Genomic DNA, 13,943 nt, shown 5'->3' with positions numbered 1-13,943 from the left:
CCATGCGCTACTGCGTCCCAGCGGTGGCTTCGCCGATCAGTTTTTTGATGGTCGCCTGGTCGGCCTCGACCGGATGGACCTCGTCGCCTTCCTTCACCAGTTCCTGGCCGGCAACGATGATGCGCGCATCGGCCGGGATGCCCCCAAGCACGAGACCGGTCGGCGTATCGTCGACCAGATCGATCGGGAAGAACGCCACCTTGTTGTCCTTTCCGACGGCGCGGATGCCGAGGTCGCCCTTGTCGCCGAGCGTCACCACCGAGCGCGGCAAAAGCACCGCGTCGGTCGGCTGCGCGCTGAGCTGGATTTCGGCCGTCATGCCGGCCGGCACCGAGCCATCGGCATTGGGGATGGCAATCTCGACACGGAAGGTGCGGGTCGCCGACGAGGCGTCGCGGCTGATATAGCGCACGGTGCCTTCGATGGTCTGGCCGCTGACCAGCCGAACGCTGGCCTTGTCGCCGATCTTGAGATAGCCGAGGTCGCGCTCGCTGATTTCGCCGCGCGCGATCACCGGATCGAGCTTGAGGATCGTCGCCACCTCGCCGCCCTGCATGACGGAGCTGCCGAGTTCCACCGGCACCCGGTCGATGACGCCGTCGAACGGTGCCTTCACTTCGTTGCGGTCGAGCTCGGCCTGTGCGGTGTCCAGCTGGGATTGCGCCTGGGTCAGGTTGGAGCGGGCGGTGTCGAGCTGCAGCTTCGGCAAATTGCCTGTCTTGGCCAGACGCTCGGCGGCGTCGAGTTCGGCCTTGCGCTGCGCCACAAGCTGCTTGGCGTTGTCGACCATCGAGATCTTTTCCTCGGCGGCGAGCATCAGCACCAGGTCGCCGGTCTTGACGTGGTCGCCCTGCTTGACCGGCAGCTTGTCGATGACGCCGGCGACGCGGGTTGCCAGCACCGCGCGCTTGTCGGCTTCGGTCAGCCCGGAAATGCGGATGGCGCGCGCATAGGTCTTTCGCGGCGGCGTCACCACAGCGACGGTACGCAGCGGGGCCTTCGGTTCGGCTTCCGCCGTCTTCGGCTTGCTCGCGTCCGGCATCTTGCCCTGCTCGGCTTCGGCTGCCTTGGCCTTGTTCGCCGCTACGCTGCCGACCGACGAGAACTCGCCTGTCGCCATCCACGCCGCGAAACCGATGAGCACAACAATGGCTGCAAGCTTGTGAAACCTGATTTTAGGCATCGTCATTTTTCCACTGCGGGTTCGGCCAGCACCGCGTCTGATGACGCGGGCGCGTCGCCGATATGGGTGCGCGCTCGACCGTGTTCAAATTGCCGTGATCGGCGAGCGCGCTTCTACATCAAAGTTGCATCGCAATATAGCCCCAAAGTTGCAGCAGCATTGCGTAGCCGAACAAGGTGTGGCCGCCATGAAACGGTACTTCGTCACTTGCCAGGCTACTTGGTGAAGCCGGCCGCCGGCTCACGATCCGGCTCTGAAACATCGTCCACCGGAGACCAGCGCGGCTCGCCACAGGCCCGTCCGGCCGTCACCGAAATATAGCCGCGATCCGCATTGCGTCGCCGATCGAAGTGCAGGCACAAACCGACGATCCGCGTCAGTGTGATCGGCGAGGGAAGACACCACAACACTCGGCCAAGCCGCTGGAATCCCTCGAAAAAAGGCACGGCAACCTTTCAGGTCAGGTTTGCCGCCGCCAAGGCCCCGAGGTCGAACCTGATGCTGAAAAACTCAACGCGCCCGCATTCTTACGCCTTGGACCATCGCGTCGCGATACGCGCGACATAGGGCTCGGCGCGAGACAGGTACGGGAACACCGGGTGTGTTTCGTCCCATTCGCAATTCGGGATCGAGCATTGCGCCCGATTCCTTCGGACGTCTTCCGCCCGGCGTCATCTGACCGTTGGTGGCAACAGGCGTCAGCATGATGACGGCTCTTCCGCACGCCAAGGTTGCTGTCACGCCAGCAGCGCTGGACTACGCGCTGCTGCGGAGACCCCGCCATGCCGCCGGCGGGCTCAGGCCCGACGGCGCTCTGCCTCCGGATTCTTGCGAACGGCGAGAAACTCCTTCACGCGACGGCCCGGTGCTGGACCGCGGACCGGCTTGAAACCGTCGTCGAGTTCGCCCGAGAGATCGAGCGTGGCATGCTTGCCGACGGCAGCGTAATTCTCTTCAAGCCAGTCGCTGGCGGCGGTGCGGCCGAGGTCGCGCAGATAGGTCAGGAAGGCCCATTCGGCATTGACCTTCGAGGATGCCGACAGATCCTTGAACGCCTCGTCGGCATCGATGCGGTGCATGCGGATGTCCCGGTATTCGCCATGCGGCAGACGCCCGGCGGCGATCAGTTCCTTGACGAAGGCGATCGAGCGGAATTCGCGCAGCAGCCCGGCATTGAAGCTCGTTGGCGCTTCTCGGTGTTCCCTCGCGCACCACCGGGTTGATCTGCACCAGAAGCACGTCCTCGGTCGCCGCCGTCTTGAAGAACGGATAGAGCGCCGGGTTGCCGCCATAGCCGCCATCCCAATAGGGCACGCCCTTGATCTCGACAGCACGGAACAGTTGCGGCAGGCAGGCCGAGGCCATCACTGTGTCGAGATCGATCTCGCCGTCGGAAAACACTCGCAACTGCCCTGTCTCGACATTGGTGGCGGAGATGAACAGTTCCATCGGCTTGCAGGCATGGACATTCCCGAAATCGATCTCCTGCGCGACGACGTCGCGCAGCGGATTGAGGCCGAGCGGGTTGGCGACATAGGGCGAGAATACCCGCGACATGGTGTCGAAGAAGACATAACCCGGCGTGTTCTCGATCGACCAATTGCCCCAGGCGACATCCCACGGCATGCGTTGCACCGGGCTGAACCGTCCCTTCGCCGCCACCGCGCGCCAGAAATCGTCCAGCTTCTTGCGCGCGCCCTCGACCCCGCCTCTGACAAAACCGTCAGCCAGCGCCACCGCGTTCATCGCGCCGGCACTGGTACCGGACACCGCCGATATCTCCAGCCTGCCATCCTCCAGCAGCCGGTCGAGCACGCCCCAGGAAAAGGCGCCATGCGAGCCGCCACCCTGGAGAGCGATGTTGATCTTCTTCTTTTCCTCCGCCTTGCCGTTCTTCGTCATGGCGTTCCTGTCATCCTGATACGCCAGCCCGCCCCCCAACGTCATTCGAAGGAAGCAGCTATCGCCAGCTTATGTTGCAGTGCAGCATATAAGGATGGGCCAAGGCAAGAACACGAACACGCTCGCGTGATCACATGAAATTTCGGTCATGCGAAAGCCAATCGCTGCATGCGGAGAGACCGCGGCTTTCGAAACAGACATGAAGCCAGGCAAATGGGAGCTAGGCGACGAGGTCCGGCACAGGCCCGATATAGCGTGACTGCGGACGGATCAGCCGTCCGGTGGTCTGCTGCTCGCGCGCGTGCGCGACCCACCCGGCGACGCGTCCGGCTGCGAAGACATTGCTGAACGCCTCGGGCGGAAACCCTGCCGCTTCCAGCACCAGTGCGGTGTAGAATTCGACATTGGTCTGCAGCGAACGCTGCGGCTTGGCGACCCGGAGCACGTCGAGCGCGGTTTGCTCGACCGTCTCGGCGAAAGCCAGCCGCCTGCCGGTGTCGCCCTCACCGCCAAGCTTGCGCACCACCGCTTTCAGGACATCGGCACGCGGATCGCGCACGCGGTAGATGCGGTGACCGAAGCCCATGATGCGTTCGCCATGCGCGATCTCGTCGCGCAGCCAGGTGGCCGCATCGCCATGCGCGGCGATGGCGTCGAGCATCTCGATGACCGGGCCGGGCGCGCCGCCATGCAGCGGCCCCTTGAGCGCGCCAAGCCCGGCCAGCACCGACGATGTCAGGCCCGCCAGGGTCGAAGCGACGACGCGGGTGGCGAAGGTCGAGGCATTGAGGCCATGATCGCAAACGGTCACCAGATACGTGTCGAGCGCGTTTGCCAATGCCGGCGACGGGACCGATCCCCTGAGCATCCGCAACATGTCGGTGGCATGATCCGCCTTGCCGTCGGGTGCGATCGGCTGCTCGCCGCGCCGCAGGCGCAGCAAGGCCGGCGTCAGCACCGCCGGCGCAGCAATCAGCCGCAAGGCGTCCGCCAGCGTTTCGCCATCCGGCAGCAAGGCCATGCCGGCGCGCATGGCGCTGTAGATTTCGAGCGGCGCCAGCAGGGGCAGCGAAGACGCGAGCCGGTCGAAGACCTCGGTGCGTGCCCCGCCCAACCTTGCCGCCAGTTCGGCGTCACCGGGCAGATCGTCGAAGAAGCCGTCCAGCAGCAGGCGGACGACCCGGGCGTAACTCCATCGTCCAGCCAAGTCCCCAAGCGAATGGCCTCGGATCGTCAGGTGGCCGCCCAGGCCATCCACGTCGGACAGCACGGTTTCGGCCGCCACCACATCATCGAGGCCATTCGCCATGGTCTTGTCTCCTTGAAGCTTTTCCCGGTGGGAGATAAGGATGGGCGCCATAAGCATCAATCTTGATCAATAGAATCAATATCTGAGCTCGATATGTCCGAATGGTTGTCGCGGGAAGAGGCGCTGGAAAGGCTCCGGGTGAGGCCGCAGACGCTCTATGCCTATGTCAGCCGCGGTCGCATCGGCATGCGCCCGGATCGGGCCGATCCGCGCCGCAGCCAGTACCGCGCCGACGACATCGCGGCGCTGGCAACGCGAAGGGCGCGCGGGCGCAGCCCCTCGGCCATTGCCGAAAGCGCGATCGCCTGGGGCGAGCCGTCGCTCGTCACCGCGATCTCGACCGTCTCGCACGGCAACCTCATCTATCGGGGCCGGGATGCCGTTGCGCTGTCCGATCATGCCACGCTGGAAGAAACCGCTGGACTGCTCTGGGCTCTGTCCGGCCCGGTCCATTTCGAAGCGTCGCCACCAGATGCGCCGCGCCCGACCGGCCGCGCCCAGGCGTTCGTGCAACTCGCTTTGCTTGCCGGCCAGGCGCGGTCTTCGCTTGGACGAAATGCTGCCTCGCTGTGCACTGATGCCGCACGCGCGATCGGTGTGCTGGCCAGCGCCCTCGGTGCCGAGGCGGGGCCGGAACCGGTGCACCAGCGATTGGCGCGGGGCTGGTCGGTGGACGATGAAGGCGCGGATGCGATCCGGCGTGCGCTTGTGCTGCTTGCCGATCACGAACTCAATGCGTCGACCTTCGCGGCCCGCGTCGCCGCCTCGACCGGAGCCTCGCCCGCCGCTTGTCTGCTGGCCGGCCTGGCGACACTGTCAGGTCCCCGCCACGGCGGCGCCGGCGAAGCGGTAATGCAACTCGCCGAAGACGCGGGACGGCATGGTGCCGATGCCGCGATCCGGCGCTGGCTTGGCCACGACCGGCCACTGCCGGGATTCGGCCACCAGCTCTATCCCGAGGGCGATCCCCGGGCCACGGCGCTTCTGGCGGCCTTCGACAACACCGATGAAACATTGCGGTCGCTGGAAACCGCCGCCATGGCGGCGACCGGCGCCCAACCGAATATCGATTTTGCCTTGGCCGTGCTGGCGCGCAGCCTTGGCTTGCCGCGCGATGCACCGTTCCACCTCTTCGCGCTTGGACGCAGCGTCGGCTGGGCGGCACATCTGGTCGAACAGATCGTGAGCGGCAGCATCATCCGGCCGCGCGGCCGCTATGAGGGATTGCTGCCGTAAATCGCGTGAGCGCTATGCGCTCATGACATCGTGTCGAGCTTGCGCTGCATGGCCGCGATCTGGTCCTTCAACTGCTGCAGATCGTCGGACTTCTCCGGCGCGTCCTTCCTGGCCGGCTCGGCGGGGGCCGCTGCCGGTGCCGGGCCCGCGGGCGGAAAAGGCGTGAACAGCCGCATCGCGTTCTGGAACATTTCCATGTTTCGGCGCGTCTGTTCTTCCAGCGCCTTGATCGGTGTCGCCATTTTCATAACGTCCAGTGGCGACTTGCCGATGGCGCCCTTCATCTGCTCGCGGAACCGCTCTTGTTCCTTGGAAAAGGCGATCATCGATTGCTCGAGGAAACTCGGCACGATCATTTGCATCTGGTCGCCGTAGAAGGCGATCAGCTGGCGCAGGAACGGGATCGGCAGCATGTTCTGCCCGTCCTTGTTCTCCAGCTCGAAGATGATCTGGGTCAGCACCGGATGCGTGATGTCGTCGCCGGTCTTGGCGTCCTGGACGGTGAACTCCTCGCCCTTCTTGACCATCTCGGCCAGATCCTCGAGCGTCACATACGTACTCGTCCCCGTATTATAGAGGCGGCGATTGGCGTATTTCTTGATAATGATAGGGTCGTCTTTTGCGGCCATCTGCATCCTCCCCGGACACCGGCGCGCCTGAGTAAGCAGCCGGTAACGATTGCGCCTTTTTCGAGGATATGCGCAAAAGCCTCATAATTCCAAGCAGTTTGTGCACTGCGGGATCACATAATGCTGCATAGCAGGCAAAATATGCTGCGCGGCAGCGACCGGACCGCCGACACCGCGATGCGCGGCCCGCTTGCGGCGCATCGGCGCCATGCCGATTTCCGGTTTGACTTGGGGTTGGGAAAGGGCAAAAAAGTCCTCAACGGCACAACAACACCCTTGAAGTCTGGAGAAGAAAATGTCCGCTTCCATTGTCATTGCCAGCGCCGCGCGCACGGCTGTAGGCTCCTTCAACGGCGCCTTCGCCGCCACGCCCGCGCATGAGCTCGGCGCCGTCGTCGTGCAGGAACTTTTGGCGCGTGCCGGGGTCGAACCGGCCGAGATCGACGAGGTCATCCTCGGCCAGGTGCTGACCGCGGCGCAAGGCCAGAACCCGGCCCGCCAGGCCTCGATCCTTGCCGGACTGCCCAAGGAGACCACCGCCTGGGGCCTCAACCAGGTTTGCGGTTCGGGCCTGCGCGCCATCGCGCTCGGCATGCAGCAGATCGCCACCGGCGACGCCAAGGTGATCATTGCCGGCGGCCAGGAATCGATGTCGCTGTCGCCGCACGCCGAGCACCTGCGCGCCGGCGTCAAGATGGGCGACTACAAGATGATCGACACCATGATCAAGGACGGGCTGTGGGACGCCTTCAATGGCTACCACATGGGCAACACCGCCGAGAACGTCGCCCGCCAGTTCCAGATCACCCGCGACGACCAGGACCAGTTCGCACTGGCCTCCCAGAACAAGGCCGAGGCCGCGCAGAAGGCGGGCAAGTTCAAGGACGAGATCGTCGCCTTCACCATCAAGGGCAAGAAGGGCGATACGGTTGTCGATCAGGACGAATACATCCGCCACGGCGCCACGATCGATGCCATGACCAAGCTGAAGCCGGCCTTCGACAAGGATGGCACGGTGACCGCCGCCAATGCCTCCGGCATCAATGACGGTGCCGCCGGCGCGCTGCTGATGAGCGAAGCGGAAGCCGCAAGGCGTGGCATCACCCCGCTGGCGCGCATCGCCTCCTGGGCGACCGCCGGCGTCGATCCGGCGATCATGGGCACCGGACCCATTCCCGCTTCACGCAAGGCCTTGGAACGGGCCGGTTGGTCGGCAGGGGATCTCGACCTTGTCGAGGCCAACGAGGCGTTCGCCGCACAGGCCTGCGCCGTCAACAAGGACATGGGCTGGGACCCCTCGATCGTCAACGTCAATGGCGGCGCCATCGCCATCGGCCACCCGATCGGCGCCTCGGGCGCCCGCATCTTCAACACGCTGGTCTTCGAAATGCGCCGACGCGGCGCCAAGAAGGGACTGGCCACCCTATGCATCGGCGGCGGCATGGGCGTCGCCATGTGCGTGGAGGCTTTCTGATAGACTTTGGACGGGCGGCGCAAGCCGCCCGTTTCACATGTGGTGCCTGTAGCAAATCCAGTGCCTGCCAAGCCCGACAACAGGGCGATTTCAAAAAGGGGAAATGCATGACCAAGGTTGCAATCGTCACGGGTGGATCGCGTGGCATCGGCGCGGCGATCTCGATCGCTTTGAAGAACGCCGGCTATTCGGTTGCCGCGAACTACGCCGGCAACGACGAGGCGGCGGCGAAGTTCAAGGCGCAGACCGGCATTCCGGTCTACAAATGGTCGGTCGCCGACTATGACGCTTGCGCGGCTGGTATCAAACAAGTCGAGGCCGACCTCGGCCCTGTCTCGGTGCTGGTCAACAATGCCGGCATCACCCGCGACGCCATGTTCCACAAGATCACCCGCGAGCAGTGGAAAGAGGTGATCGATACCAATCTGTCCGGTGTCTTCAATATGACCCATCCGCTGTGGGGAGGTATGCGCGACCGCAAGTTCGGCCGCGTCATCACCATCTCCTCGATCAACGGCCAGAAGGGCCAGGCCGGTCAGGTCAATTACTCCGCCGCCAAGGCCGGCGACATCGGCTTCTCGAAGGCGCTCGCCCAGGAAGGCGCCCGCGCGGGCATCACCGTCAACGTCATCTGCCCTGGCTACATCGCTACCGAGATGGTCAAGGCAATCGACGAAAAGGTGCTCAACGAGCGCATCATCCCGCAAATCCCCGTGGGCCGCCTTGGCGAACCGGAAGAGATCGCGCGCTGCGTGGTCTTCCTCGCTTCGCAAGATGCCGGCTTCATCACCGGCTCGACCCTCACCGCCAATGGCGGCCAGTACTTCGTCTGAGACGTCTGCTCGCGCAGTCCAACGCTGCGGATTCATGCGTACCCTGCGATAGGCGGACCGGAAAATCGGTCCGCTTCCAAATGGCCTGACTCTTGGGAGACATCGCTGTGACGCAATGCCCCAATGCGGCACGCAAAGGTTAATGCCGGTTGGCGCGTCTGTGCGAACCCTGTGGTTAAGCCTGTGGATTCTCGGTGGATAAGCTGTTCACAACACAAGATATTGAGGGAACAAAAAGAGAAAATACGTGCGGCGCTACTTTGTCTCCGATTCGTTCCGGCTTTGAGCCCAATGTTAAGATTAATGGCCGCGATAAGCTGCTGTTCTTTAACGCCGAGTTTAGAAAGATTAACACTTTCATAAGCTTAACGGGGCGCGCACCGAATCGCCCCCATCGTTCCCGGCGAAAGTAACGGCAGGACCCGCCCAGCATAAAACGGGCCAGTTCGGTGATTCAGCATGTGGTGAGACTCGTGGTCACGAAATCCATATCTAGCCGTGAACAAAAGCTGAATCTGACGGAGTCGCCGATTCGTCGCTGATTCGTTCCAGACTCGTTCCAACTGTTAAGCAGGGGCTGATTTGCGGAGTGAGGCGGGCGTCTCCGGAACCCTGCCGGAACATTCTGCTTTCGCTTCGCGCCCGAAATCCCTATGTGTCGGCTGTCATACGCGCCGTCCTGGCACGCTCCCGACCACGAGAGGCCAGAAAGCCTTATTTCCGAGCCGATGAACATCCAGCCGAAACACAACGAGCCGCTGATCCTGTCGGGCCGCGACGTGACCGCCGTGCTTGGGCCGACCAATACCGGCAAGACCCATCTCGCCATCGAGCGGATGGTGGCGCACGAAACCGGTGTCATCGGCCTGCCGCTGAGGCTGCTGGCCCGCGAGGTCTACACGCGCGTCTGCGAAAAGGTCGGTGCCAACAAAGTGGCGCTGATCACCGGCGAGGAGAAGATCCAGCCGCCGGGCGCCAGATATTCGGTCTGCACCGTCGAAGCCATGCCGCGTGAAACCGACGCCGCCTTTGTTGCCATCGACGAGGTACAGCTGGCCGGCGACCTCGAGCGCGGCCATATCTTCACCGACCGCATCCTGCATCTGCGCGGCCGCCAGGAGACGCTGCTGCTTGGCGCGGCCACCATGCACGGCATTCTCCAGCGGCTGCTGAAAGGCATCTCCGTGGTGACGCGGCCGCGGCTGTCGCACCTCGCCTATGCCGGCTCCAAGAAACTGACCCGCCTGCCACGGCGCACCGCGATCGTCGCCTTCTCCGCCGACGAGGTCTATGCCATCGCCGAACTCATCCGCCGCCAGCAGGGTGGTGCGGCCGTCGTGCTCGGGGCGCTGTCGCCCCGCACCCGCAATGCTCAGGTGGCGCTGTTCCAGTCGGGCGATGTCGACTATCTCATTGCCACCGATGCGATTGGCATGGGCCTCAACCTCGACCTCGACCATGTCGCCTTCGCCCAGAACCGCAAGTTCGACGGCTACCAGTACCGCAATCTGACGGCGGCCGAACTCGGCCAGATCGCCGGCCGCGCCGGCCGGCATCTGCGCGATGGCACGTTCGGCGTCACCGGCCAGGTCGATCCGCTGGACGAGGACCTGGTGCAGAAGATAGAGGGCCATGACTTCGACCCAGTGAAGGTGCTGCAGTGGCGCACCGCCCAATTCGATTTCGCCAGCCTCGATGCGCTGAAGCGCTCGATCGAAACCAACGCTCCGGTCGAGGGCCTGACACGCGCGCTGCCGGCCGTCGATGCGCAAGCGCTCGAACATCTCTCCCGCGACGAAGACATCCGCGCGCTCGCCACCAACGCCAAGCGCGTGGCGCTGCTGTGGGAAGCCTGCGCCCTGCCCGACTATCGCAAGATCGCGCCTGCCCAGCATGCCGACCTCATCGCCTCGATCTACATGGACCTCGCCCGGCAGGGCCATGTCGACGAGAACTACATGGCCGAACAGGTGCGCCGCGCCGACACCACCGAGGGCGACATCGACACGCTGTCCCACCGCATCGCCCAGATCCGCACCTGGACATTCGTGTCGAACCGGCCCGGCTGGCTGGCCGATCAGGCACACTGGCAGGAAAAGACGCGCGAAATCGAAGACAGATTGTCGGATGCGCTGCATGAGCGGTTGACGAAACGCTTCGTAGACCGCAGGACTTCCGTCCTCATGCGGCGCCTTAGAGAAAATACCATGCCTGAAGCCGAAATCAGTCCTACCGGAACCGTCCTTGTCGAAGGCCATCATGTCGGCGAGTTGCAAGGGTTCCGCTTCACCGCCGACCAGACCGCCGGCGGCGAAGACGCCAAGGCCGTGCGCACTGCCGCGCAAAAGGCGCTTGCCGCCGAGTTCGAGGCACGCGCGGAGCGCTTCGGCGCCTGCGCCAATGGCGATCTCGCGCTCGGTTCGGACGGCACGCTGCGCTGGATCGGCGCGCCGATAGGCACGCTGGTCTCGGGCGAAGACGCGCTGAAGCCGCGCCTGGTGTTGCTGGCTGACGAACAGCTGACGGGCCCGGCGCGCGACAAGGTCGCGGCGCGCGCCGAACGCTTCGTCAATTTCCAGATCGAGTCGTTGTTGAAGCCGCTGGTCGATCTGAAGAACGCCGAGCAGATTTCCGGCATCGGCCGTGGCATCGCTTTCCAGCTGGTCGAGAATTTCGGCCTCATCAACCGTCGTGACATCGCCGAAGAGATGAAATCCTTGGACCAGGAAGGCCGCGCGGCGCTGCGCCGGCTTGGCGTCCGCTTCGGCGCCTACCACGTGTTCGTGCCCGCGCTGATCAAGCCGGCACCCGCCGGGCTGGTGACGCTGCTGTGGGCGTTGAAGAACGACGGCAAGGACAAGCCAGGCTTCGGCGACGTCGTCCACGCGCTGGCCTCGGGCCGCACCTCTGTTGTCATCGACCCGGCCTTCGACAAGGCCTTCTACAAGCTCGCTGGCTACCGCAATCTCGGCCGCCGCGCCGTGCGCATCGACATTCTGGAGCGGCTGGCCGACCTGATCCGCCCGGCGACCAACTGGAAGCCCGGCCTTGGCCAGCGTCCGGACGGCGCCTATGACGGCCAGTCCTTCATGGTGACGCCGCCGATGATGTCGATCCTTGGCGCCACCGCCGACGACATGGAAGAGATCCTCAAGGGTCTCGGCTATCGCGCCGAGCCGAAGCCGGCTGCGGAAGTCAAGGCACGGCTGGAAGCACAGGACAATGCCGCGCGGGAAGCCGCTGCGGCCAGGCAGGCAGCCGAAGAAGCAGCCCGCGCGGAACAAGCCAAGGCGGCGGAAGAGTCGGCCGCCGAGGGAGTTGAACTGGTGCCGGATGCGGCAACCGACGTGGAGACGGAGGTTCCAGCCGAAGTCGCCGCCGACGCGCCGGTGGAAGCTGTCGCGCAAGAGCAGGCGGAAGCCACCGCTGAAGTTGCGGAGGAACCTATAGCCGAAGCCGCTGTTGAAGCCGCCGAGCCGGCGCCGGTTGAGCCGCGGGCCGAACCTGAAACTGCCGAGGTGGACGCGGCACCCACGGAGGAAACCGCAGCGGCGGAGCCCGCCGTCGAAACCTCCGCGTCGACGGAAGCCGCCGAACCGGCTGCCGTGGCGGAAGCCGCCGGCGAACCCGTGCCGGAAGCCGAAGCGCCAAAGCCGATCCTGCTGTGGCGCCAAGGTCGCTTCGACCAGCGTCCGCGTCATCGCGACGGCCGCAACAACCGGCCGCAAAACGGACAGGCGCGCGGCCGAAGCAACGCGCCGGCCGGCGGTGAACAGGCAACAGCCGCGCCCGCGGACCGTCCCACACACGAAGGACGCCGCGACGGCGCCGGAAAGCCGCGCTTCGACCGCTCGAAGTTCAAGCCCAAGCCGCAAGCTGAGGGTGCTGAGCGCCGCGACGGCCGCCCGCAGGGCGAGCGTCCCGAGCGCCGCGAAGGCCGGCCAGACTGGAAGGGCGGCAGGCCGGAAGGCAAGGGTGCCGATCGCGGCGGAAAGCCCGCTTTCCAGCCCAAGCCGCGCGAGGAGCGCCCGGTGCGTTTCGATCCGGACTCACCCTTCGCCAAGCTCGCCGCATTGCGCGACCAATTGAAGAAGTAAACTCGCTTCGATGGTTGCTGAAGGCCGTCAGCGCATCGACAAATGGCTGTTCTTCTCGCGCGCGGTGAAATCGCGCTCGCTGGCGGCCAAATTGGTGGTCGCCGGCCGCGTGCGCATCAATCGCGACAAAGCAGCGCAGGCTTCCGATCTGGTCAAGCCAGGCGACGTGCTGACCATCACACTCGACCGGCGTATCTTCGTCTGGAAGGTGCTCGGCGCTGGCGCGCGGCGCGGCCCGTCCGAGGAAGCCCGCACTCTTTATCAAGACATGTCGCCTCCGCCCGCACCAAAGGGCGACGCCCCGCCCGACGCTATCGCGGCGCCGCGCGAGGCAGGCAGCGGCCGCCCGACCAAAAAAGAGCGTCGCCAGACCGACCGATTGCGCGACGAAGATTGAGCCTGCCGATCGACGCAGATGTGCGCTCCCGCGGCAACGGCAACTAAAAGGGAATTTTTGCACGGCAAACCAACGTCGGTGAGGGATGCGGGACCGTCGCGGCACCGCCGACCTGAAATTCAATTCCCAAACTCTGGCGCCGCTGGGAATGGCTACCCTTGCAAGCAGCCCATAAAGGCGTTACCTCACGGAAAAAGCCAACAAAAACGGGACGTCCCGGAGCCGACCGATGACCTATGTCGTGACCGACAACTGCATCAAATGCAAATACATGGACTGCATCGAGGTCTGTCCGGTCGACTGTTTCTACGAAGGCGAGAACATGCTCGTCATCCATCCCGACGAGTGCATCGACTGCGGCGTCTGCGAGCCGGAATGCCCGGCCGACGCGATCAAGCCCGACACCGAGTCCGGCCTCGACAAATGGCTGCAGATCAACACCGAATATGCCGATAAATGGCCCAACATCACCGCCAAGAAGGAGCCGCCGGCCGACGCCAAGAGCTTCGACGGCGAGGCCGGCAAATTCGAGAAATACTTCTCCGCCGAGCCCGGCGAAGGCGATTGACAACACCGCTGTAAAGGCTTGTATGACGCAGCGTAACAGGCACGCCGGATTAACCGCCTTGACAGGCGGCGATTGGTTGTGGCCTTCGCTTACGCAGCAAAACCTTGATTCTTCCGACTTTTTGTGTTACATCAGCGAAACATGCCGGTGACACAACGTCGATTTATGGCGCAGACGCCCCAAATCACTGAAAGGTGAAAATCCCATTCCGGACCAGAGCGATCTGGGCCAGGCGGTCGCAGTTGTTGCGGTTTGCCGGTCCCGGCTTTTCCGGTGGGTTCATCTGTTGTGCGGCTAATGATCGGTGACCCCGAT

10 protein-coding genes and 1 pseudogene are annotated in these 13,943 nt (G+C 64.3%); 6 read left to right on the top strand and 5 right to left on the bottom strand.

Annotation, left to right across the window (positions count from 1 at the left end; genetic code table 11):
- Positions 1-7: 7 nt before the first annotated feature.
- The 3 genes and pseudogenes from FJ954_RS19985 to FJ954_RS19975 all read right to left on the bottom strand — a co-directional run bounded on the left by FJ954_RS19985 (position 8) and on the right by FJ954_RS19975 (position 4,394).
- A complete protein-coding gene (locus tag FJ954_RS19985) occupies positions 8-1,183 on the bottom strand; it encodes an efflux RND transporter periplasmic adaptor subunit (protein ID WP_140662686.1) in 1,176 nt (391 codons plus the stop codon).
- A gap of 797 nt (positions 1,184-1,980) precedes the next feature.
- Positions 1,981-3,085: pseudogene (locus FJ954_RS19980) on the bottom strand (patatin-like phospholipase family protein).
- A 220-nt stretch (positions 3,086-3,305) separates the two neighbouring features.
- Positions 3,306-4,394 carry a citrate synthase/methylcitrate synthase gene (locus FJ954_RS19975; protein ID WP_140662684.1) on the bottom strand — a complete coding sequence of 363 codons (1,089 nt, stop codon included), beginning with the start codon at positions 4,392-4,394 and terminating at the stop codon, positions 3,306-3,308.
- A 93-nt stretch (positions 4,395-4,487) separates the two neighbouring features.
- Between FJ954_RS19975 and FJ954_RS19970 the strand changes: the two genes are divergently transcribed.
- Complete coding sequence (locus FJ954_RS19970; RefSeq protein WP_140662683.1) at positions 4,488-5,630, top strand: citrate synthase; 1,143 nt, start codon at positions 4,488-4,490, stop codon at positions 5,628-5,630.
- A 20-nt stretch (positions 5,631-5,650) separates the two neighbouring features.
- Here FJ954_RS19970 and phaR read toward each other — a convergent pair whose 3' ends face one another.
- Both phaR and FJ954_RS19960 read right to left on the bottom strand, forming a co-directional pair.
- Positions 5,651-6,259: a polyhydroxyalkanoate synthesis repressor PhaR gene (gene phaR / locus FJ954_RS19965; protein ID WP_140662681.1), complete on the bottom strand. Its 609-nt coding sequence runs from the start codon at positions 6,257-6,259 to the stop codon at positions 5,651-5,653.
- Positions 6,260-6,340: 81 nt separating this feature from the next.
- Positions 6,341-6,568 carry a hypothetical protein gene (locus FJ954_RS19960; protein WP_140662680.1) on the bottom strand — a complete coding sequence of 76 codons (228 nt, stop codon included), beginning with the start codon at positions 6,566-6,568 and terminating at the stop codon, positions 6,341-6,343.
- On the opposite strand from FJ954_RS19960, the gene FJ954_RS19955 reads away from it, so the two are divergent.
- The 5 genes from FJ954_RS19955 to fdxA all read left to right on the top strand — a co-directional run bounded on the left by FJ954_RS19955 (position 6,555) and on the right by fdxA (position 13,628).
- On the top strand, positions 6,555-7,733 hold the full coding sequence (locus FJ954_RS19955; protein ID WP_015315306.1) for an acetyl-CoA C-acetyltransferase: 1,179 nt from the start codon (positions 6,555-6,557) through the stop codon (positions 7,731-7,733). The two genes, FJ954_RS19960 and FJ954_RS19955, sit on opposite strands and share 14 nt — an antisense overlap.
- Before the next feature lie 107 nt (positions 7,734-7,840).
- Complete coding sequence (gene phbB / locus FJ954_RS19950) at positions 7,841-8,566, top strand: acetoacetyl-CoA reductase (RefSeq protein WP_015315305.1); 726 nt, start codon at positions 7,841-7,843, stop codon at positions 8,564-8,566.
- 728 nt (positions 8,567-9,294) lie between these two features.
- Complete coding sequence (locus FJ954_RS19945) at positions 9,295-12,663, top strand: helicase-related protein (protein ID WP_140662753.1); 3,369 nt, start codon at positions 9,295-9,297, stop codon at positions 12,661-12,663.
- Between the two features lie 10 nt (positions 12,664-12,673).
- On the top strand, positions 12,674-13,060 hold the full coding sequence (locus FJ954_RS19940; RefSeq protein ID WP_140662679.1) for an RNA-binding S4 domain-containing protein: 387 nt from the start codon (positions 12,674-12,676) through the stop codon (positions 13,058-13,060).
- Positions 13,061-13,289: 229 nt separating this feature from the next.
- Complete coding sequence (fdxA, locus tag FJ954_RS19935) at positions 13,290-13,628, top strand: ferredoxin FdxA (RefSeq protein ID WP_015315302.1); 339 nt, start codon at positions 13,290-13,292, stop codon at positions 13,626-13,628.
- Positions 13,629-13,943 lie beyond the last annotated feature (315 nt).

The sequence above is a fragment of the Mesorhizobium sp. B2-3-15 genome (assembly GCF_006442875.1).
Classification (GTDB): Bacteria; Pseudomonadota; Alphaproteobacteria; order Rhizobiales; family Rhizobiaceae; genus Mesorhizobium; species Mesorhizobium australicum.
The sequence above is the reverse complement of the archived record's forward strand: the minus strand, read 5'-3'. Positions and strand labels throughout refer to the sequence as shown.

Excerpts from the sequence above, each read along its gene's own strand:
- FJ954_RS19985 (WP_140662686.1), bottom strand. The coding sequence starts at position 1,183 with ATGCCTAAAATCAGGTTTCACAAGCTTGCAGCCATTGTTGTGCTCATC.
- FJ954_RS19975 (WP_140662684.1), bottom strand. The coding sequence starts at position 4,394 with ATGGCGAATGGCCTCGATGATGTGGTGGCGGCCGAAACCGTGCTGTCC.
- FJ954_RS19970 (WP_140662683.1), top strand. The coding sequence starts at position 4,488 with ATGTCCGAATGGTTGTCGCGGGAAGAGGCGCTGGAAAGGCTCCGGGTG.
- phaR (WP_140662681.1), bottom strand. The coding sequence starts at position 6,259 with ATGGCCGCAAAAGACGACCCTATCATTATCAAGAAATACGCCAATCGC.
- FJ954_RS19955 (WP_015315306.1), top strand. The coding sequence starts at position 6,555 with ATGTCCGCTTCCATTGTCATTGCCAGCGCCGCGCGCACGGCTGTAGGC.
- FJ954_RS19960 (WP_140662680.1), bottom strand. The coding sequence starts at position 6,568 with ATGGAAGCGGACATTTTCTTCTCCAGACTTCAAGGGTGTTGTTGTGCC.
- phbB (WP_015315305.1), top strand. The coding sequence starts at position 7,841 with ATGACCAAGGTTGCAATCGTCACGGGTGGATCGCGTGGCATCGGCGCG.
- FJ954_RS19945 (WP_140662753.1), top strand. The coding sequence starts at position 9,295 with ATGAACATCCAGCCGAAACACAACGAGCCGCTGATCCTGTCGGGCCGC.
- FJ954_RS19940 (WP_140662679.1), top strand. The coding sequence starts at position 12,674 with ATGGTTGCTGAAGGCCGTCAGCGCATCGACAAATGGCTGTTCTTCTCG.
- fdxA (WP_015315302.1), top strand. The coding sequence starts at position 13,290 with ATGACCTATGTCGTGACCGACAACTGCATCAAATGCAAATACATGGAC.